Genomic DNA, 17,801 nt, shown 5'->3' with positions numbered 1-17,801 from the left:
TATCTGGGGCTGTCCAGAATGCCACCCTCCCGATGCCGAGGTGAGCCTGACGTCACGGCAGGCCCTGGCACGCTGCCAAGCAAGGGCCGTTGATCGTCATGGCGTCGATCGTCCCGCCGGGATCCCGCGTTGACAGGATCGGCCGGGGGCTTAAAGGTCCGCCGCTTCCCGGATGGAGACTGATATGACGAGCGCGAGTCTGGCCGCCTCTGACTTGGCCAAGCTGATCGATGCCCTGTGGGACCGTCGCACCGAGATTTCTTCCAAGACCATGGGCGCGGACCGCGATGCCGTCGACCAGGCGCTGGCCCTGCTGGAAGCGGGCGAGGCGCGCGTGGCGGAGCCGACCGAGGGCGGCTGGCAGGTCAATCAGTGGCTGAAGAAGGCCGTGCTGCTCTCCTTCCGTTTACAGGATTCCGTGCCCATGCCTGGGCCCGGCGGCGCGCCGGTCTATGACAAGGTGCCGATGAAGTTCGAGGGCTGGGGCGACAACCGCTTCGCCGAGGCCGGCTTCCGCGCCGTGCCTGGCGCGGTCGTGCGCCGCTCCGCCTACATCGCCCGCAACGTCGTGCTGATGCCCTGCTTCGTGAATGTCGGCGCCTATGTCGGCGAGGGCACCATGATCGACACCTGGTCCACCGTCGGCTCCTGCGCCCAGGTCGGCCGCAACTGCCACATCAGTGGCGGTGTCGGCTTGGGTGGCGTGCTGGAGCCGCTGCAGGCCGGCCCTGTCATTATCGAGGATGACTGCTTCATCGGCGCGCGTTCCGAGGTGGCCGAAGGCTTCGTCGTGGAACGCGGCTCGGTGGTTTCCATGGGCGTCTTTCTCGGCGCCTCGACCAAGGTGATCGACCGCGCGACGGGCGAGATTTTCCAGGGCCGTGTGCCGGCCTATTCCGTGGTGGTGCCGGGCACGCTGCCGGGGCGCCCGTTGCCTGACGGCACGCCGGGCCCATCGCTGGCCTGCGCCGTGATCGTCAAGCGCGTGGACCAGCGCACGCGCGAGAAGACGTCCGTCAACGAGCTGTTGCGGACGTGAGTTTGACCACGCCCCTGACGGACCCACTTCCGCTCGCCCAGGCCCTGCTGCGCTGTGCGAGCGTGACGCCGGCCGACGGAGGCGCGCAGGACGTGCTGGCCGAGGCCCTGGAGGGTCTCGGCTTCACCATCCATCGCCTGACCTTCGGCGAGACGCCGAACCTCTACGCCCGGCTCGGCAGCGAGGAGCCGCATTTCTGCTTCGCGGGCCATACCGACGTCGTGCCCCCGGGCGAGGGCTGGCGGCACGATCCCTTCGCCGGCGTGGTGGAGGACGGAATCCTCTACGGTCGCGGTGCCTGCGACATGAAGGCGGCGATCGCGGCCTTCGTGGCGGGAGTAGCCCAGGCGAAAGAGGCCGGAACCCTTCCGGGTTCCGTCTCGCTCCTCATCACCGGGGACGAGGAAGGGGCAGCCACGGATGGCACCGTCCGCGTCGTCGACTGGATGCGCGAGCAGGGCGAAGTGCCCGATTTCTGCCTGGTGGGCGAGCCCACCAACCCAAACCATCTCGGCGAGATCATCAAGATCGGCAGGCGGGGCAGCCTCAGCGCCAGCATTGTCGTGCCGGGCGTGCAGGGCCATGCCGCCTACCCGCATCTGGCGGACAATCCTGTCCATAAGCTGATCAGCCTGTTGAACGTGCTGGTCACGCACCGGCTGGACGAGGGCAACCGCTGGTTCCAGCCCTCCTCCCTGCAGGTGACGAGCGTCGACGTCGGCAACCCGGCGACCAATGTCATTCCCCCAAGTGCCACGGCCAAGCTCAATATCCGCTACAACGACGCGCACACGGCTGAGAGCCTGGAGGCTTGGATAAGGGCCGAGGCATCCCGATGGGCGCCCGCGGCCGAGATCGTCTTTCACCGCTCAGGGGATAGTTTTCTGACCGATCCAGGCCCGCGCGTGCAGAGCCTGACGGCGGCGGTGGGCCGCATCTTCGGGACCGAGCCCAGGCTCGATACCGGCGGCGGCACGTCCGACGCTCGTTTCATCACCCATCTTTGCCCGGTTGCCGAATTCGGTCTGGTCGGCGCCAGCATGCATAAGGTGGACGAGCGCACGTCGGTCGCTGAACTGCGGCAGCTCGCCGCCGCCTACGGCGCGATTCTCGCTCAGTTCAAACCATGATGAGGCCCGGCATGAAAGCGCGGCCCAGCCGTTCCAACATCCTCCGCGGCGTCCTGCTGATCTGTCGGGGTCGGATGGAGGGTCTGGCCGAGATCGGCACCGGGCCGGAATCCTTCCTCTCCAGCCTCGCCCCCATGGTGGCCTTTCCGCTGGTCGGCTGCGCGCTCATGGCGACCCAGGGACGCGTCGTGGACGGGATCACCGATTTCCTTGCGTCCCTGGTCGCCATCATGGCGCCAGCGGTAATTTCCCAGTTCCTGGCGCAGCGCTGGGGCAAGGCCGGCGGCTGGTACCGCTTCGCCACTGCCTTCAACTGGTGCCAATGGGTGCTGCCGGTACTGGGCGCGATCCTGGTGCTGGTGGCGGGCGCCCTCGTGCAGGCTGGCCTGCCGCTGAAGGCCGCGATTATCCTGCTCTCTTGCCTGCTGCTGGCCTATGCCTTCTGGCTGCACTGGTTCCTGGCGCGGCATGCCCTGGGCTTCGGGCGCGGCCCGGCGCTCGGCTTCGTCCTTCTCGTCAATGTCGGCACGCTGCTGCTCGTGGGCCTGCCCCAACTCGCTGCCATGTTCGCCGGCGCGCCGCTCGCAGCACCCGGATGAGTGCGAATTTCGTCACCGCCTGCCGCAGCTTCGGCCGCGAAATCGCGGCCGGCTCGCGTGGCATCGCGATGTTGACCTTCGGCCGGGAGGAGGGGATCCGCGCCTTCAACGACGACCGGGACGTGGCGCGGCGCAGCTTCGTCACCGCGCTCTTCGCTTTTCCACTGTTTCTTGTCTTCCACTACCTCGACTGGCTGTCCGGCACCGCGCCGCTCGAGCCGACGCACGCTCTCCTGCTCGATTGCCTGACTTTCCCGATTTCCTGGGCCGGCTTCGCGCTGCTTGCCCAGCCGCTGCTGCGCAGCCTTGGCGTTGAGCCGCGCTGGACGCGCTATATCGCGGCCTGGAACTGGAGCAACCTTGCGCAATACCTGCTGCTGCTGGTGACCTCGCTGCCGCTGGTGCTGCACGCACCCTCCATCCTGGCGCAGACCGCGGTGCTGGTGGGTTACGGCTGGGCGCTCTGGCTGGAATGGACGGTCACCCGGCTCACGCTGCAGGTCTCGCCTCTGGCTGCTGCCATGGTGGTGGCCGCCGATGTCGGTTTCGGCGCGATCGTCTCGCTCATCACGATCTACCCGCTGCCGACCTTTTCCTTCTGACGAAAAAGGGGCGGCGCCACCGCGCCGCCCCTGCTGTATCGCCGGACAAGACCGGGTTTAGACCCAATCGTCGTTGCCGCCGCCGCCATCGAAGCCGCCGCCGGTATCCCAGTCGCCGCCACCGGTATCCGTGCCTGGGTCATTCTGCCAGCCGGTATCGGTGCTCTGGTCCGGCATGGTCTGCCAGCCGCTATTGTCGGCCGCCCCAGTGCCCCAGCCGGACGGATCGGCCGCGCCGGTATCCGGCACCGTCGACCAGCCGCTCTGGTCGAAGCCGCCGCCAGCCTGGTCGGCGCCAAAACCGCCCGCCGCCATCTGTTCGGCGCCGCGGTTGCTGAACAGCCCTTCGATCGCATTGAAGGCCAGCATGCCGCCGGCGACACCCGCCGCCGTGGTCAGCGCGGAACCCAGGAAGCCACTGCCGCCGCGCATCGCCATGCCCTGCTGGCCGTAGCCATAGCCCGGCGCATAACCCGGGGGCGGGGCGCCGAAGCCCGGCTGCTGCTGGGCATAGCCTGGCTGACCATAGGGCGGCCGCCCGTAAGCCTGCTGGCCGTAGGGCTGGGAATAAGGCGGCTGGCCGTAGCCGCCCGGCGCCTGGCTCTGCTGATTGCCGCCGAAAAGCCGGCTGAAGAACCCACCCTGGCTGGGTTGCCCCGGGCCGGGCTGGCCTTGGCCACCACCCTGCATCTGCTCACGCAGCGCCGCATTTTCCTGCTGCAGCGCCTGGATCTGCTGCGCGGCACCCTGCAGCGCCTGCTCCTGCCCGAAAGCGAACTGCGTCATGCGGTAGCGCGCTTCGGGATATTGCTGGAAGAGGCCGCCGAGATGCTGGTCGGCCTCCGGGTCCACGGGTGGTAGCGGCTGCGTGGTTGTGGCGGGAACCGATCCCGTGGCAGGGGCACCGGCCACCCTCTGCACGAAGCGGGAAATGATGTCGCGTTCCTCGGGGCTCATGACTTTGTCCTGTTCAGGATGAGACTTGGGCTCAGATCTGGCGTCGGGGGCGCCTCTTGTCCATCGCGCGCATGTTATCTTACCGAAAAGAGAGACAAGGGTTAGCTCGCGTAGGTGGTTTTGCCGGTCAGCTCTGCGTGAGGCCCAGCCTTGGCCACTCAATCGCCGGGCAGCGGTCCATGATGACGGTCAGGCCCGCGGCCCGCGCCTTGGCTGCAGCCTCGCGGTGGACGACGCCGAGCTGCATCCAGATGACTTTCGCGCCGAGCCCGATCGCCTCGTCGACGACCGGTCCCACCTGGTCCGAGGCGCGGAAGATATCCACGATTTCGAGCGGTCCCGCCTCATCGAGGGAGGCCACGACCGTGCGACCATGGATCACCTGGCCCGCGAGGCCGGGATTGACCGGTGTCACCTCGAATCCGTGGCGGATCAGGAAGCCCATAACGCCGTGGGACGGCCGCTCCGGCTTGGCCGATGCGCCGACGAGGGCGATGCGCCGATAGCCGGTCAGCACGGCGCGGATGGTCTCGTCCGTGGTTTCAAAGAGATCGGTCGGAGGGGACAGTGGGGTCATGCGGCCTCATTCATTGGCGCAGCTTCGGAAGCACGTCACGCATCATATGGGCGTACACTCGCAGATCCGAATAGGCTTGCCGAAGTGGGACGCGCCGCGCCAGACTAGCCCCGCTGGAGCGGGGGTCGGTGACCCCGATCCCATCCCGACATCCGGCAGCCAGGTTTAGGGAGACGTCCGCCGCGCAGGTGACCAAGCCTGACGCTGGCGCGGCCGGTCAAATCGGCGTCGTAGGGAGCAGAGGCAGGCGCGATGCCGCCTCTGCTCGCGCCGCACTCTCTTTCCAAAAACGCTTGCTCAGACACGACTTTCGCCCAGTCTCGCGCCCGGATGCGCGACCCGCGGCATCCCCTCCGCGCATGTGGTATCCCGCTACCACATAGCCGAACGCTTGACCGTCACTGGGGAAGCCGCCATAAGCCGCGCACTCTGAAAGGAACTGAGTTAACAGGATGAAGACAACCCTCTCGCTGAAGCCCGCCGAGGCTCAGAAGAACTGGGTGCTCATCGACGCGGAAGGTCTGGTTCTTGGCCGCCTCGCGGTCGTGATCGCCAACCGTCTGCGCGGCAAGCACAAGCCCCAGTTCACCCCGCATGTCGATTGCGGTGACCATGTGATCGTCGTGAACGCGCGCAAGGTGCGTGTGACCGGCAAGAAGGCCGAACAGTCGGTCTTCTACTACCACACCGGCTATGCCGGCGGCATCAAGGGCCGGACTGTCGGTCAGCGCCTCGCCTCCAATCACCCCGAGCGGGTGATCGAGAAGGCGGTCGAGCGCATGATCACGCGCGGGCCCCTGCAGCGCCAGCAGATGCGCCACCTGTATGTCTATGCTGATGATGCCCATCCGCATGACGGCCAGCAGCCGACGGTACTCGATGTCGGCGCGCTTAACGCCAAGAATCGGAGGGCCTGACCATGTCCGATACCCAGACCCGCACCCTCGCGGATCTCGCGGACGCGCCGGTTGCGACCAGCACCGATGCGGCACCCGCGCGCGTCGAGCCGAAGCGCGACGCTTTCGGCCGATCCTACGCGACCGGCCGCCGCAAGGACGCTGTCGCTCGCGTCTGGATCAAGCCCGGCAAGGGCGAGATCTCGATCAACGGCAAGAAGGCCGCTCAGTATTTCGCACGCCCCGTGCTGCGCATGCTGATCACCCAGCCCTTCCTGGTCGCCGATCGCTACAACCAGTTTGACGTGATCTGCACCGTGACCGGCGGTGGTCTCTCCGGCCAGGCCGGCGCGGTCCGCCACGGCATCAGCCGCGCACTCACCTACTACGAGCCGGATCTGCGCGGCATCCTGAAGGTTGCGGGCTTCCTGACCCGCGACAGCCGCACCGTTGAGCGTAAGAAGTACGGCCGCGCCAAGGCTCGCCGCAGCTTCCAGTTCAGCAAGCGCTAACGACCATGTCGGCACCCGCCCTCGCCGAGATGGCAGACTTCAAGGGGGGAACGGTGCCGACGATCTTCATCGATGGGGAGGCCGGCACCACCGGCCTCCTTATTCGCGACCGGCTCGCCGGTCTCGACACCGTTTCGCTGCTCAGCATCGCGCCCGAAGACCGCAAGGATCCGGCTGTCCGTCAGGCGCTGATGCGCGAGGCCGATCTCGTCATCCTCTGCCTGCCCGACGCCGCCTCGCGCGAAGCGGTGGCGCTCGCCGATGCCCTTGGCACCGATGCGCCGCGCCTGCTCGATGCAAGCAGCGCCTATCGCACCGCGCCCGACTGGGCTTACGGCTTCCCCGAACTCACGGCCGGCCAGACGCAGGCGATCCGCACGGCAGCGCGTGTCTCCAATCCCGGCTGCTATGCGACGGGGGCCATCGCCCTGCTGCGGCCGCTTGTCGATGCCGGACTGATCCCGGCCGATTTCCCGGTCACCATCAATGCCGTCAGCGGCTATTCCGGTGGCGGGCGGAGCATGATCGAAGCCCATGAGGCGGCCGGCGGGCCACCCTTCGAACTCTATGCCCTCGGCCTGGAACACAAGCACGTGCCGGAAATCGAGGTGCAGTCGCGCCTCGCCCGCCGGCCGCTCTTTGTGCCTTCCGTGGGCCATTTCGCGCGCGGCATGCTGGTCTCCATCCCGCTGCATTTGGAGGCGCTGCCCGGCCGCCCGGCCTCGGGTGATCTCGCGGCGGCACTCGCCGCGCATTACGCCGATGCGGCGGATATCACCGTCTCGGCCGCGCCGCTGACCCGGCTGGAGCCAGAGGATCTCAACGGCACCAATGCCATGTCGCTGCATGTGCTGGCCAATGATGCGCGCGGCCATGCCTTGCTCGTCGCCCGGCTGGACAATCTGGGCAAGGGCGCCTCGGGGGCGGCGGTGCAGAACCTGCAACTCATGCTGGGCCTTCCCGCATGAGCGGCGCGGGCCCGACCATCCTCGATTTCGAGGGGAAGCGCCCGCGCATCGACCCGACGGCCTGGATAGCGCCGACCGCTGCCATCATCGGCGATGTCGAGATCGGGGCGCAGTCCTCCATCTGGTTCCACTGCGTGCTGCGCGGAGATACGAATTTCATCCGCATCGGCGCGCGCACCAACATTCAGGACGGTTCTATTCTCCATGTGAACCGGGAGACCTTTCCCTGTATCCTGGGCAGTAACGTGACGGTCGGCCATGGTGCCATCGTCCATGCCTGTACCGTGGAAGACCATGCTTTCATCGGCATGGGATCGACGATCCTGGACGGCGCGGTGGTGGAGGAGGGGGGCGTGCTCGCTGCCGGCGCGCTGCTCACCCCCGGCAAGCGGATCGGCCGGCGCGAACTTTGGGCCGGCAGCCCTGCCCGCTTCGTGCGTGTCCTGGCCGAAGAGGAGCAGGGGCGTTTTGCCGCGACCACGGCGCATTATGTCGAACTCTCCGCGCGCCATCGCGGCTGACGCTTGGCAGGTCCGCGCATCCGGAACTCCTGCCTGTCCGTAGGTCTTAGACCATTTGAGAGAAGGCGTGATGCCGTGAAGCGCTCTGTCCTGTTCACCACTCTGGCCGCAACTCTACTGCTCAGCGCCTGCGCCGAAAGCGCCTATCGCCTGCCGAGCACTGCGGTGATGCCGCCCGGCGCGCTGCAGACGAATGGCGACGTCGATGTCCGCGCGCTTGACATCGCGGCCTATGGTTTCGGCCATTGGCAGGAGATGGTGGGCAATCCCGCGCTTGCCGCCGAGACCGTCGCTTCGCTCGATTACATGGCTGGCAAGCTCAATACCGCCCCGCGCTGGGTCTCCATGCCGGCCATCTTCCGCATGAACATGCTGACCGCGCGCGAGCAGGTGCGGGCGCAGCTTGGCATCGGCCGCGAGGTCCCTTCGCAACAGGTGGTGGACGCTCTCATCGGTCTCGCTGCTGCTTATCGGGCCGGGGATCAGGCCCAGGTGCAGAGGCTTCTGGCCGAGCCGATCTTCACGCTCGGTCCGCAGGAAACGGCGCAGCGGCTTGCGAACCTTCCCTATATGCCCGCCGTCAACAACGCGACGACCCATGCCGACGGCTACGCCTTCGACTACAACTTCCCCGGCTGACGCCGGGTGGTGCGAGGGGTGGGCCGGGGCCGCGCGATTTTGCGCAAGCGGCGCTTTGCCCCCCCGAGCGCCTCCGCTATACAGCCCGCATGAACCTCAAAGATCACATCCGCTCGATCCCGGATTTTCCCAAGCCCGGCATTCTCTTTTACGACATCTCCACGCTCCTGAGGCATGCCGAGGCATGGCAGAACGCGATGAGCCGCATGGCGGAGATGATCGAGGTCTATAAGCCAGACTATCTCGCCGGGCTCGAAAGCCGCGGCTTCCTCTTCGCCGCACCCCTCGCCCTCAAGCTCGGCTGCGGCTTCGTCATGCTGCGCAAGCCCGGCAAGCTGCCGGGAGAAGTCGTCGGTCTCGATTATGCGCTGGAATACCGCTCCGACCGGATCGAAGTGCAGGCCGATGCGGTGCCCCCCGGGGCGCGGGTCGTTGTGGTCGATGATCTTCTGGCCACAGGAGGCACGCTCTCGGCCGGTATCCGCCTGCTGCGCGAACTCAAGGCCGAGGTTCCGGCCGCGGTGACGCTGATCGAACTCTCCTTCCTCGACGGCCGCAAGCTGCTGGACGTTCCTTTCCAGTCGCTGCTGCAGTACGAGAGCTAGGGGCCTCGCCGGGGCAAGTCGGATGACGACAACCGGAATTTCCCGCCGCGCTTTGATAGGATTGACGGGTGCGGCGCTTGCGGCCGCTGCGGCAGGCCCGGCGCTGGCCACCGAAGCGCCAGCCGAGGCGGTCTTCGCCAATGGCGTGACGGTGCTGAGCAGCGGGCCGGCTTTCGGCTACATCGCTGGTTGGGCCAAGCTTCTCACCCCGTATCTGCTCGATGGCCTGCCGCGAGACGTGACGTCGAGCTTCGAAGCCATGGGCGGTCCGGACGGCGTTACCGTCTGCAACGCCTTCGGCGCGCGGATGGACCCCGACGGCAGCACCATGATGGTGACGCCTGGAGCGGCCTTTCTCGCCTGGCTCGAAGGGGACAGCCGCGTCAAATACGATCCCAGCCATTGGATTCCGGCGCTCATCGGCACGACCCGGCTGGTCCTGGTCAGCACCCGCCCGATAACGGAGATCGTAACCCGAAAGCGCGCGGTGCGGCTCGGCGCGATGAATCCGATCGGGCCGGAACTCGCCGCCATGTTCGCCCTCGACCTGCTCGGCGTTCCAGTGGCTCCGGTCTTCGGCCAGGGCGACACGAAAACCCTCGTCGATGGGCTGCGCCATGGCCGGATCGACGTCGCCCTGCTCTCGGGCCCCAAGATCAGGGACGCGCTGGCGGCGGCGCGGGCAGTCGGTGCCGCACCGCTCTTTATCCTCGCCTCCGCCACCTCCTGCGACGGGCCAGCGACTCGGGATCCCCTGCTGCCGGGAATTCCGACCTTCCTTGAGGCCGCCGATGCACTGAGGCGGCCGCTGCCGGACGATGCCCGTTTCGGCGCCTATGAGGCTGCGACCATTGCCGCCTCCACCTGTTTCGCAGCGGTGCTGCCCGATCTCGTGCGGCCTGGAACGGTCGCCTCCTGGCGACGGGGCGCGCAGCTTGCGGCCGACAACCTTTCGCTCGCCGCCGTCGCGACGCAGCAGGAACTGCGGTTTCAGACCGGAGATTGCGCGGCGCATCTGATGCAGCGGATGACGGGTTCGGCCGGTGCGGTCGCCGCGCTCCGTGCAACCCTTCTGCACCGCTTTGGTTGGCACGCCTCCTGAACGACTGCGCCCGGGCGGCTCCGGGCGCTGGCGTTAAGGCGCGATCAGGCTTGCGCGATTTAATCTGATCCGATCAGACCCTTAGCGTCCGGGTTTGGCTGACTTCGAGGAGGGCTTCGGGCCCGACTTGGCAGCGGCTTTGGCCGCCTGCTTGGAGCCTGCCTTCGCGGCCGGCTTTCCTGCCGGTGTCGCTGGCGGCTTGGGGGCGGCATTCGCGGCTTTGGCGGCCGGCTTCTTCGCCTTGGGTGCCTGAAGATCGTCGCCTTGGTCGGTCAACTGGCCGGGGAATTCCCCGAGATTCTCCTGCAGGAAGGCTTCCTCGACCCCTTCTGGCGCGCGCGGGTCCCGGCCCTCGGCCTGCGGGTTAGGCAACTGTCCAGGATTGCCGCTTTCCTCCATCAGGACGAGTTCCGAGGCCCGTTCCCAGAATTCCGCCGCCCGCCCGTGCGGCTGTCCTTCGCTTTGCCAGAGGTGATAGGCGCGCGTGCGAATAAGTTCCTCGCGCGCGGGGTCGAACTTGAGCGGGTTACTCATCTCTCTCTCCATCCAGAAATTGACCCTCGCCGCGGGTCTGTCCTGCGCGGCGCTCCCTCCGCAGATGGAGAGCCCGATTCAGGCTTCAATCACCCAAGGGAGACTAGCGCAGGACGGCAGTCAGGCGACTGAGTTTTGGCATGGCTGCAAAACCATGATCCCAATTATATGCCGCTTTGCGATAGAAACGCTTCCATCGACTGAACCTCTGCCTCATTCTCGCACAAATGAAGTCCCTGATCGGTATCTCCTGCTGCCAGAAGTCTTTCGGCCGGTTCGCGATGCTGAATCATGCGGTGTCCGATACCTATGTCCGCGCGGTCGGTGATCTGATGGAAGCGGTCCCCGTTCTCATCCCCGCCAACGGTCCGCAGGCGGATCTTGCCTGTCTGCTTTCGCGGCTGGACGGCATCCTGCTCACGGGCAGCCCATCCAATGTCGAACCGGCCCAATATGGCGGACCGCCGCACCCCGAGGAGACACCGGAGGACCGCTATCGCGACGGGGTCACGATTCCGCTCATTCGCATGGCGGTAGAGCAGGGGGTGCCGCTGCTCGGCATCTGCCGGGGCCTTCAGGAGATGAACGTGGCACTCGGCGGCACGCTGCATCAGCGGCTGCAGGATCTTCCCGGCCGGATCGACCATTCGACGCCGATGCAGCCTCTGGCCGCCATCCGCCACGCCAAGGCGCACAGCCTGCGGGTGGTGCCCGGAAGCTGGCTGCATCGTGTCGCCCAATCGCGCGAGATTGCGGTGAATTCGCTGCATAACCAGGGGATCGACCAGCTGGCACCCGGCCTGGTCGCCGAGGGCGTGGCGCCTGACGGCACGATCGAGGCCTTTCGGGTGGCGAATGCCACGGGCTTTGCGGTCGCGGTGCAGTGGCACCCGGAATACGACATGGAGCGTGATCCAGTGTCCCGCCGCATCTTCCTCTCCTTCGCCGATGCGGTTCTGGCCTATCGCCGTGGCGATCAGGCGCGGGCCTTCGCCGCCGACTAGAGCACGGTGAACTTGGGCGAAGCGGCCCAACGTCATCTCGCCTTGAGGCGGCCGGTCTCAGATCGTGCTGAAAGCCCCCCCGAAAAGGCGGGCCACCGTTTGCGCATGGCCATCGCGCGCGAGCAGCACGACACCATCGCGCTCACCCACGATCGTCTCAACCGGCGGTCGGCTCAGGCTCTGCCCGCCCGGGCGTTCAAGACCCACGATGAAGAAGCTACCCGCCGCTTCGGCCTCGATCGCGCCGATGCTGCGGCCGATGCAGGGGCTGTCCGGCGCCACCGGATGGGTGAAGACCTTCAGGCCGAGCGCCATCAAATGGCGCTGAAAACCCCGCATGCGCTCGCTGTCCTCGAGCAGCCGGTCGCGTTCGGGAAAAAGGATCATCTGGGCGATGCGCTCGGCGCCGATATGGGTCGGCATCACCACGCGGCTGGCCCCCGCCTGGATGAGCTTGCGCTCGGTGGAGGCGACCTCGCCGCGGGCGATGATCTCGATATCGGGATTGAGGCTGCGGGCACTCAAGGTGATGAAGACATTCGCGGCATCGTCCGGCAGCACGGTCGCGAGAACCCGCGCGCGGGCGACGCCGGCATGCTGCAGCGTGGTCTCCTCGGTCGCATCCGCCTGGATGGCGAGATAGCCCGCGTCCCGCGCTTCGGCGAAGCGGCGCTCGCTTCGCTCCAGGATGACGAAGGGGCTTTGCCCGGCCGCCAGTTCCTGGGCCAGCATGGAGCCGATCCGGCCGAAGCCGCAGACGATGACATGGCCGCTGAGGGTCTCGATGTCGTGTTTCATGCGCCTCGTGCCGAAGAGCTGCTGGAACTGGGTGATGGTGATGAACTGAACGAGCGCGCCGGTGAGGAAGATCATCCCGGTGCAGCCAAGGACGATGAGCATCATCGTATTGGCGCGGAGGAAGGGTGTGTTGATCACCCGCACCTCGTCATAGCCCACGGTATAGATGGTGAGCACGACCATGTAGAGGGCGTCGCCGAGGTGCCAGCCGGCGGCGAGATAGCCGCAGGTGGCAAGCAGGCAGACCGTGAGCACGAAAGCGCCGCCCATGAGGAGGTTGCGAAGCGGCGAGGCGAGCAGCCGCAGGCTCCAGGTCGGCAGCAGCCAGCGCGCGCGCGGCGGGGAGGGGAGCCGTTTTCTCATCCAGGCCGGCCGGGGCGTTGCGCGCTCAGGCGGTCGCCAGAATCATCCAGCCGACGCCGAACGGGTCCGTCACCATGCCGAAGGCGGGCGAGAAGAAGGTTTTCCGCATTGGCATGACGATCTGGCCCGTCGCGGTCAGCGCATGGAAGAGCCGCTCCGCCTCCTCCGGCTCAGCGACCTGAAGGCAGAGGGACGAGCCGGCGAAGCGGGCACCTCCGCCGCAGCGGCCGTCCGAGGCGAGGATCGTCGTCTGGCCGATCCGGAAGGTGCTGTGCATCACCATCTCGCCGGCGCCGGGCGGGAAGTTCCGGCCTTCGGGGTCGTCCGGATTTTCGTGAAAGCGGATGATGGGGCCGACCTCGGCGCCCAGGGTCTTCTGGTAGAAGTCAAGAGCTTCCTCGCAGCGGCCTTCGAAGAAAAGATAGGTTTGTACCTGCATGATCCCCTGATCTCCGCGCCGGCCGATCTCAGAATGGTACCATGATGGAAGGAAAAAGGGTTAAAAAGGGATAAAAAAATGGGCAATCGGGCGCCGTCACCGGTGCGGAAGACTCGGTGGGCGCCATGGAATCGTCGACCGCCTACCCTCGTCCGGACGGCATATCGGATCGCGGCCCGGCCCTGCGGCCTGCCCCGCGTACCTGACCACAGGGCCCCGATGATGATTGTTGACAGCCAACGCGCAAAAAGACACCTACCGTGACGCTATCCGGGAGATTGACCTTCGTTCATGTAGGGACGTCCGTCCGATCCCCGGGCCAGGACGGAAGGTGAGGGCTCTGATGCAATCCACCTATGCTGCCTGGAGGAGGATGCCCATGGCTCAGTGCTTGACCTTCCCGCGCGGGCGCGCTTTCAACAGCGTTCCCAGATTTCAAAAATGATTGAAATGGCAAGAGATCCACGATGAATGACTTTTTCAGGCGGATGAGGCGGGCAAAACCGTTGCTCATCCTGCCCCTGCTGCTTCTATCCGGCTGTAAATGGGCCCTGATGGACCCGCAGGGGCCGGTTGGCGAGGCGGAGAAGAGCCTGATCTTCACCGCCGTGATTCTCATGCTGATCGTGGTTGTCCCGGTCATCGTCCTGACGCTGGTCTTCGCCTGGCACTTCCGTGCCAGCAATAAGAAGGCCATCTATCGTCCCGACTTCCACCATTCCGTGCCGATCGAAATCATCGTCTGGGTCATCCCCTGCCTGATCATCCTGGGCCTGAGCATCCTCACTTGGAAGACGACCCACGAGCTTGATCCCTACAAGAAACTCGCCTCCACGAAGACGCCGGTTCAGGTCGAGGTCGTGGCGCTCGATTGGAAGTGGCTGTTCATCTATCCGCAGCTGCACATCGCGACCGTGAATGAGATGGCGATGCCGGTCGGCACGCCGGTCGACTTCAAGATCACCTCGGCGACGGTGATGAACGCATTCTTCATTCCCCGCCTCGGAACCCAGATCTACGCCATGGGTGGCATGCAGACAGAACTGCATCTGATGGCCGATCATCCGGGTACCTATCAGGGACTGTCGGCGAACTTCAGTGGCGACGGCTTCTCTGGCATGCGGTTCAACGCCATCGCGGCGGATCAGGCCGGCTTCGACGCCTGGGTCAAGAAGGTTCGGGCTTCCGGCCAGACGCTGGATGCGCAGAGCTACGACCAGCTGGCCAAACCCTCTGAGAACGTGCCGCCGGCTTATTATGGTTCAGTCAACGGCGATATCTTTTATGGTGTGATCTCGTCCTTCATGGGCAAGGCGATGAGCATGAAGACGCCCAGCGAAACCACCACGCATTCCTCCTCCATGAGCGGGATGTGAGGGATCAGCGAGATGAAGGTGCAGTAAAATGCTCGGTAAATTAACCTGGTCGGCGATCCCGCTCGACAATCCCATCGAAATGGGCGCGGTCGGCCTGATGGGCATTGTCGTGCTCATCGTCCTGGGCTTCGTCGCCCGTTACAACCTTTGGCTCTATTTGTGGAAAGAGTGGATCACCACGATCGACCACAAGAAGATCGGGATCATGTACATCCTGATGGCGATGGTGATGCTGCTGCGCGGCTTCGTCGATGCCATCATGATGCGCACGCAGCTCGCTTTCTCCCACGGGGCGAGCCACGGCTATCTGCCACCGGAACACTACGACCAGATCTTTTCGGCGCATGGCGTCATCATGATCTTCTTCGTGGCGATGCCCTTCGTCATCGGGTTCATGAACGTGGCCGTGCCCTTGCAGATCGGCGCCCGGGACGTGGCCTTCCCCTTCCTGAACTCGATCAGCTTCTGGCTGACCTTCGTCGGCATGGCGCTGGTCAATCTTTCTCTCGCCATCGGTGAGTTCGGCCAGGCCGGTTGGCTCGCCTATCCGCCGCTCTCCGAGCTGAAATACAGCCCCGGCAGCGGCATCGACTACTGGATCTGGTCGCTGCAGATTTCCGGTATCGGCACCCTGCTGACGGGCGTGAACTTCTTCGTCACCATCATCAAGATGCGGGCGCCGGGCATGACCTTCATGCGCATGCCGGTCTTCGTCTGGACGATCCTCTGCACTTCCATCCTGATCATGGCCGCCTTCCCCGTGCTGACGGCGACGATCGGCATGCTGACGCTGGACCGTTATCTGGACTTCCACTTCTTCAGCAATGACGGTGGCGGAAACCAGATGATGTATGTGAATCTCATCTGGGCCTGGGGGCATCCCGAGGTCTACATCCTCATCTTGCCGGTCTTCGGTGTCTTCTCCGAAGTCGTTTCGACCTATAGCGGCAAGCGTCTCTTCGCCTATACCTCCATGGTGTGGGCGACGGTGGCGATTACCTTCCTCTCCTTCGTCGTCTGGCTGCACCACTTCTTCACCATGGGGTCGGGTGCAGACGTGAATGCCTTCTTCGGCATTTCGACCATGATCATCGCCATCCCGACCGGCGTGAAGATCTTCAACTGGCTCTTCACCATGTATGGCGGCCGCGTGCGCTACGAGCCCGCCATGCTGTGGACCATCGGTTTCATGGTCACCTTTACCATCGGCGGCATGACCGGCGTGATGATGGCTGTGCCGGGCATCGACTTCGTCGTCCATAACAGCCTCTTCCTGATCGCGCATTTCCACAACGTGATCATCGGCGGCGTCGTCTTCGGCTGCTTTGCCGGCCTGAACTACTGGTTCCCCAAGATGTTCGGCTTCCGGCTGGAGTCCAAGTGGGGCACGCGCTCCTTCTGGTTTTGGCTGGTCGGCTTCTACTTCGCCTTCGTGCCGCTTTATGCGCTGGGCTTCATGGGCGCGACGCGCCGCATGGAGCACTACGACAACCCGGCTTGGGTGCCCTACATGTGGGTGGCGCTCTTCGGCGCTTGCCTCATCCTCTGCGGCATCATCTGCTCGATCCTGCAGATCGTGGTCTCCATCCGCGACCGCAAGCAGCTGATGGACGTGACCGGCGATGTCTGGGGCGGCCGCACGCTGGAATGGGCCATCTCCTCGCCGCCGCCTTTCTACAACTTCGCCACCACCCCGGTTGTCGGCGACGCCGAGCCGCTGTGGGACGCGAAGCAGCGCGGCACGATCGAGCGCGAGGCGCGGGACCATTACGAAGACATCCACATGCCGAGGAATACGGGGGCTGGCTTCATCATCGCCGTGTTCGCCGGCGTCTTCGGCTTCGCGATGATCTGGTACATCTGGTGGCTGGCCATCATCAGCGTGATCGGCATCGTACTGACGCTGATCATCCGCACCTGCAATGACGACATCGACTATTACGTGCCCGGCGAAGAAGTGAAGCGCATCGAGAAGGCGCATTTCCTGAAGGTCGCCTCGCTCGAGACGGAGAAGCAGCATGCCGACTGATGCCGTCGCCGCACACGGCGGCCACGACCACCACCACGATCACGCCCAGGAGCAGATGGACAATAAGGTCTTCGGCTTCTGGCTCTATCTGATGACTGACTGCGTGCTCTTCGCCACCGCCTTCGCGGGCGTGGCGGTGAACGGGCATTCTTATGCCGGCGGGCCAACCGGAAAAGACATCTTCGAGCTGAACGGCGTCATCCTCGAAACCGCCTGCCTTCTCATCAGCTCGGTGACCTATGGCTTCGCCATGCTGGGGGCCTACCGCCACAACAAGTCTCAGGTCATGATGTGGCTGGCTATCACCTTCCTCTTCGGCCTCGGCTTTATCGGGCTCGAAGTGAAGGAATTCGTTCATCTCGTTTCCGAAGGCAACGGGCCGGAACGCAGCGCCTTCCTGTCCTCCTTCTTCCTGCTGGTCGCCACCCACGGCTGTCACGTGACGGCGGGCCTGCTGTGGATGGGCACGCTCATGTTCCAGATGGGCGTGATGGGTAAGCCGCTGAACACGACCTATATGAGCCGGCTGACCATGCTCAGCCTGTTCTGGCACTTCCTCGACATCGTCTGGATCGGGGTCTTCACGGTCGTCTATCTGCTGGGGAGCATGACCTGATGGCACACGCGCAGTCCGGCCACGGCCATACCGATGCCGCTGGCCAGAGCCATGGCAGCTTCGGCTCCTATGCCGTTGGCTTCGTTGTCTCCGTCATCCTGACGGCGGCTGCCTTCTGGGCGGTGATGTCTCACACGCTGTCGCCTTCTTCGGCGGTAGCCACGATCTTCGTTCTGGCGGTCGTGCAGATCAGCGTGCATCTGGTGTTCTTCCTGCATCTCAACTTCCGTTCCGAGCAGCGCTGGAACGTCACCGCCTTCGCTTTCGCGGTGCTGGTCGTCTTCATCGTCATCGGTGGTTCGCTGTGGATCATCCACAACATGACCGAGCGCATGATGGACCACACGCCGAACGGCCCCCTGCCGACCTTGCAGGAACAGCCGTAAGCCATTTTCGCCGGTTCGCTGGTGGACTTCGGCAAAGGGGAGCGGCGACGCTCCCCTTTTTCGTGGGCAAAGCGCAGGCATGGGACCGGCGCAAATCTTCCGCGCGGCG

General features: G+C 65.2%; 21 protein-coding genes. 16 read left to right on the top strand and 5 right to left on the bottom strand.

Annotated elements, in window-relative coordinates; all coding sequences use genetic code 11:
* The first annotated feature begins 184 nt into the window (after positions 1–184).
* From dapD to VL752_RS14240, 4 genes are read left to right on the top strand one after another with little or no spacing between them, the layout of a single operon-like run.
* Positions 185–1,039 carry a 2,3,4,5-tetrahydropyridine-2,6-dicarboxylate N-succinyltransferase gene (dapD, locus tag VL752_RS14255; RefSeq protein ID WP_325356380.1) on the top strand — a complete coding sequence of 285 codons (855 nt, stop codon included), beginning with the start codon at positions 185–187 and terminating at the stop codon, positions 1,037–1,039.
* Between the two features lie 2 nt (positions 1,040–1,041).
* Positions 1,042–2,169: a succinyl-diaminopimelate desuccinylase gene (dapE, locus tag VL752_RS14250; protein ID WP_408863131.1), complete on the top strand. Its 1,128-nt coding sequence runs from the start codon at positions 1,042–1,044 to the stop codon at positions 2,167–2,169.
* An 11-nt stretch (positions 2,170–2,180) separates the two neighbouring features.
* The gene (locus VL752_RS14245; protein ID WP_325356376.1) at positions 2,181–2,768 is read left to right on the top strand and encodes a hypothetical protein; all 588 of its coding nucleotides are present in this window, start codon (positions 2,181–2,183) and stop codon (positions 2,766–2,768) included.
* The gene (locus VL752_RS14240; RefSeq protein WP_325356374.1) at positions 2,765–3,370 is read left to right on the top strand and encodes a hypothetical protein; all 606 of its coding nucleotides are present in this window, start codon (positions 2,765–2,767) and stop codon (positions 3,368–3,370) included. Before VL752_RS14245 ends, VL752_RS14240 begins: the two co-directional genes overlap by 4 nt.
* A 57-nt stretch (positions 3,371–3,427) precedes the next feature.
* On the opposite strand, the gene VL752_RS14235 is transcribed toward VL752_RS14240, so the two are convergent.
* Entirely contained in the window at positions 3,428–4,327 is a 900-nt protein-coding gene (locus tag VL752_RS14235) for a DUF2076 domain-containing protein (RefSeq protein ID WP_325356373.1), read from the bottom strand.
* 127 nt (positions 4,328–4,454) lie between these two features.
* Positions 4,455–4,904: a CoA-binding protein gene (locus VL752_RS14230; protein ID WP_325356371.1), complete on the bottom strand. Its 450-nt coding sequence runs from the start codon at positions 4,902–4,904 to the stop codon at positions 4,455–4,457.
* Positions 4,905–5,356: 452 nt separating this feature from the next.
* Between VL752_RS14230 and rplM the strand changes: the two genes are divergently transcribed.
* The 7 genes from rplM to VL752_RS14195 all read left to right on the top strand — a co-directional run bounded on the left by rplM (position 5,357) and on the right by VL752_RS14195 (position 10,147).
* Positions 5,357–5,821 (top strand): 50S ribosomal protein L13, encoded by a 465-nt coding sequence (gene rplM, locus VL752_RS14225; RefSeq protein WP_325356369.1) that lies wholly within the window; start codon positions 5,357–5,359, stop codon positions 5,819–5,821.
* Positions 5,822–5,823: 2 nt separating this feature from the next.
* Positions 5,824–6,312 (top strand): 30S ribosomal protein S9, encoded by a 489-nt coding sequence (gene rpsI / locus VL752_RS14220; RefSeq protein WP_325356367.1) that lies wholly within the window; start codon positions 5,824–5,826, stop codon positions 6,310–6,312.
* 5 nt (positions 6,313–6,317) lie between these two features.
* Positions 6,318–7,280, top strand: a complete 963-nt coding sequence (gene argC, locus VL752_RS14215) for an N-acetyl-gamma-glutamyl-phosphate reductase (RefSeq protein WP_325356365.1) — start codon at positions 6,318–6,320, stop codon at positions 7,278–7,280.
* Positions 7,277–7,801, top strand: coding sequence for a gamma carbonic anhydrase family protein (locus VL752_RS14210; RefSeq protein ID WP_325356363.1), 525 nt, complete (start codon positions 7,277–7,279; stop codon positions 7,799–7,801). Before argC ends, VL752_RS14210 begins: the two co-directional genes overlap by 4 nt.
* Before the next feature lie 75 nt (positions 7,802–7,876).
* Positions 7,877–8,440 (top strand): hypothetical protein, encoded by a 564-nt coding sequence (locus tag VL752_RS14205; RefSeq protein ID WP_325356360.1) that lies wholly within the window; start codon positions 7,877–7,879, stop codon positions 8,438–8,440.
* An 89-nt stretch (positions 8,441–8,529) separates the two neighbouring features.
* Positions 8,530–9,045 (top strand): adenine phosphoribosyltransferase, encoded by a 516-nt coding sequence (locus VL752_RS14200; RefSeq protein WP_325356358.1) that lies wholly within the window; start codon positions 8,530–8,532, stop codon positions 9,043–9,045.
* A gap of 22 nt (positions 9,046–9,067) precedes the next feature.
* The gene (locus tag VL752_RS14195) at positions 9,068–10,147 is read left to right on the top strand and encodes a hypothetical protein (protein ID WP_325356356.1); all 1,080 of its coding nucleotides are present in this window, start codon (positions 9,068–9,070) and stop codon (positions 10,145–10,147) included.
* An 81-nt stretch (positions 10,148–10,228) separates the two neighbouring features.
* Here the strand turns inward: VL752_RS14195 and VL752_RS14190 are convergent, their stop codons facing one another.
* The gene (locus VL752_RS14190; protein WP_325356354.1) at positions 10,229–10,681 is read right to left on the bottom strand and encodes a DUF2934 domain-containing protein; all 453 of its coding nucleotides are present in this window, start codon (positions 10,679–10,681) and stop codon (positions 10,229–10,231) included.
* Between the two features lie 227 nt (positions 10,682–10,908).
* Here VL752_RS14190 and VL752_RS14185 point away from each other — a divergent pair, with 227 nt between their 5' ends.
* On the top strand, positions 10,909–11,685 hold the full coding sequence (locus VL752_RS14185) for a gamma-glutamyl-gamma-aminobutyrate hydrolase family protein (protein WP_325356352.1): 777 nt from the start codon (positions 10,909–10,911) through the stop codon (positions 11,683–11,685).
* Between the two features lie 57 nt (positions 11,686–11,742).
* On the opposite strand, the gene VL752_RS14180 is transcribed toward VL752_RS14185, so the two are convergent.
* Positions 11,743–12,846, bottom strand: a complete 1,104-nt coding sequence (locus tag VL752_RS14180; protein WP_325356350.1) for a potassium channel family protein — start codon at positions 12,844–12,846, stop codon at positions 11,743–11,745.
* A 25-nt stretch (positions 12,847–12,871) separates the two neighbouring features.
* The gene (locus tag VL752_RS14175; RefSeq protein ID WP_325356348.1) at positions 12,872–13,285 is read right to left on the bottom strand and encodes a VOC family protein; all 414 of its coding nucleotides are present in this window, start codon (positions 13,283–13,285) and stop codon (positions 12,872–12,874) included.
* Positions 13,286–13,752: 467 nt separating this feature from the next.
* Between VL752_RS14175 and cyoA the strand changes: the two genes are divergently transcribed.
* The 4 genes from cyoA to cyoD are packed head-to-tail and all read left to right on the top strand — an operon-like array spanning position 13,753 to position 17,692.
* Positions 13,753–14,661, top strand: coding sequence for a ubiquinol oxidase subunit II (cyoA, locus tag VL752_RS14170; RefSeq protein WP_325356346.1), 909 nt, complete (start codon positions 13,753–13,755; stop codon positions 14,659–14,661).
* Positions 14,662–14,689: 28 nt separating this feature from the next.
* Complete coding sequence (gene cyoB, locus VL752_RS14165; protein ID WP_325356344.1) at positions 14,690–16,690, top strand: cytochrome o ubiquinol oxidase subunit I; 2,001 nt, start codon at positions 14,690–14,692, stop codon at positions 16,688–16,690.
* On the top strand, positions 16,680–17,306 hold the full coding sequence (gene cyoC, locus VL752_RS14160; protein ID WP_325356342.1) for a cytochrome o ubiquinol oxidase subunit III: 627 nt from the start codon (positions 16,680–16,682) through the stop codon (positions 17,304–17,306). Before cyoB ends, cyoC begins: the two co-directional genes overlap by 11 nt.
* Entirely contained in the window at positions 17,306–17,692 is a 387-nt protein-coding gene (gene cyoD / locus VL752_RS14155; RefSeq protein WP_325356340.1) for a cytochrome o ubiquinol oxidase subunit IV, read from the top strand. The genes cyoC and cyoD overlap by 1 nt, the downstream gene beginning before the upstream one ends.
* The last annotated feature ends 109 nt before the right edge of the window (positions 17,693–17,801 follow it).

Source organism: Acidisoma sp. (assembly GCF_035492295.1).
Classification (GTDB): domain Bacteria; phylum Pseudomonadota; class Alphaproteobacteria; order Acetobacterales; family Acetobacteraceae; genus Acidisoma.
The sequence above is the reverse complement of the archived record's forward strand: the minus strand, read 5'-3'. Positions and strand labels throughout refer to the sequence as shown.

What these genes read in the sequence shown, in the direction of transcription:
- rplM (WP_325356369.1), top strand. Translation starts at nt 5,357, where the DNA reads ATGAAGACAACCCTCTCGCTGAAGCCCGCCGAGGCTCAGAAGAACTGG.
- VL752_RS14235 (WP_325356373.1), bottom strand. Translation starts at nt 4,327, where the DNA reads ATGAGCCCCGAGGAACGCGACATCATTTCCCGCTTCGTGCAGAGGGTG.
- cyoA (WP_325356346.1), top strand. Translation starts at nt 13,753, where the DNA reads ATGAATGACTTTTTCAGGCGGATGAGGCGGGCAAAACCGTTGCTCATC.
- cyoB (WP_325356344.1), top strand. Translation starts at nt 14,690, where the DNA reads ATGCTCGGTAAATTAACCTGGTCGGCGATCCCGCTCGACAATCCCATC.
- dapD (WP_325356380.1), top strand. Translation starts at nt 185, where the DNA reads ATGACGAGCGCGAGTCTGGCCGCCTCTGACTTGGCCAAGCTGATCGAT.
- VL752_RS14190 (WP_325356354.1), bottom strand. Translation starts at nt 10,681, where the DNA reads ATGAGTAACCCGCTCAAGTTCGACCCCGCGCGCGAGGAACTTATTCGC.
- VL752_RS14200 (WP_325356358.1), top strand. Translation starts at nt 8,530, where the DNA reads ATGAACCTCAAAGATCACATCCGCTCGATCCCGGATTTTCCCAAGCCC.
- VL752_RS14245 (WP_325356376.1), top strand. Translation starts at nt 2,181, where the DNA reads ATGAAAGCGCGGCCCAGCCGTTCCAACATCCTCCGCGGCGTCCTGCTG.
- cyoD (WP_325356340.1), top strand. Translation starts at nt 17,306, where the DNA reads ATGGCACACGCGCAGTCCGGCCACGGCCATACCGATGCCGCTGGCCAG.
- VL752_RS14180 (WP_325356350.1), bottom strand. Translation starts at nt 12,846, where the DNA reads ATGAGAAAACGGCTCCCCTCCCCGCCGCGCGCGCGCTGGCTGCTGCCG.
- VL752_RS14185 (WP_325356352.1), top strand. Translation starts at nt 10,909, where the DNA reads ATGAAGTCCCTGATCGGTATCTCCTGCTGCCAGAAGTCTTTCGGCCGG.
- VL752_RS14195 (WP_325356356.1), top strand. Translation starts at nt 9,068, where the DNA reads ATGACGACAACCGGAATTTCCCGCCGCGCTTTGATAGGATTGACGGGT.
- cyoC (WP_325356342.1), top strand. Translation starts at nt 16,680, where the DNA reads ATGCCGACTGATGCCGTCGCCGCACACGGCGGCCACGACCACCACCAC.
- VL752_RS14230 (WP_325356371.1), bottom strand. Translation starts at nt 4,904, where the DNA reads ATGACCCCACTGTCCCCTCCGACCGATCTCTTTGAAACCACGGACGAG.
- VL752_RS14210 (WP_325356363.1), top strand. Translation starts at nt 7,277, where the DNA reads ATGAGCGGCGCGGGCCCGACCATCCTCGATTTCGAGGGGAAGCGCCCG.
- argC (WP_325356365.1), top strand. Translation starts at nt 6,318, where the DNA reads ATGTCGGCACCCGCCCTCGCCGAGATGGCAGACTTCAAGGGGGGAACG.
- VL752_RS14175 (WP_325356348.1), bottom strand. Translation starts at nt 13,285, where the DNA reads ATGCAGGTACAAACCTATCTTTTCTTCGAAGGCCGCTGCGAGGAAGCT.
- rpsI (WP_325356367.1), top strand. Translation starts at nt 5,824, where the DNA reads ATGTCCGATACCCAGACCCGCACCCTCGCGGATCTCGCGGACGCGCCG.
- VL752_RS14240 (WP_325356374.1), top strand. Translation starts at nt 2,765, where the DNA reads ATGAGTGCGAATTTCGTCACCGCCTGCCGCAGCTTCGGCCGCGAAATC.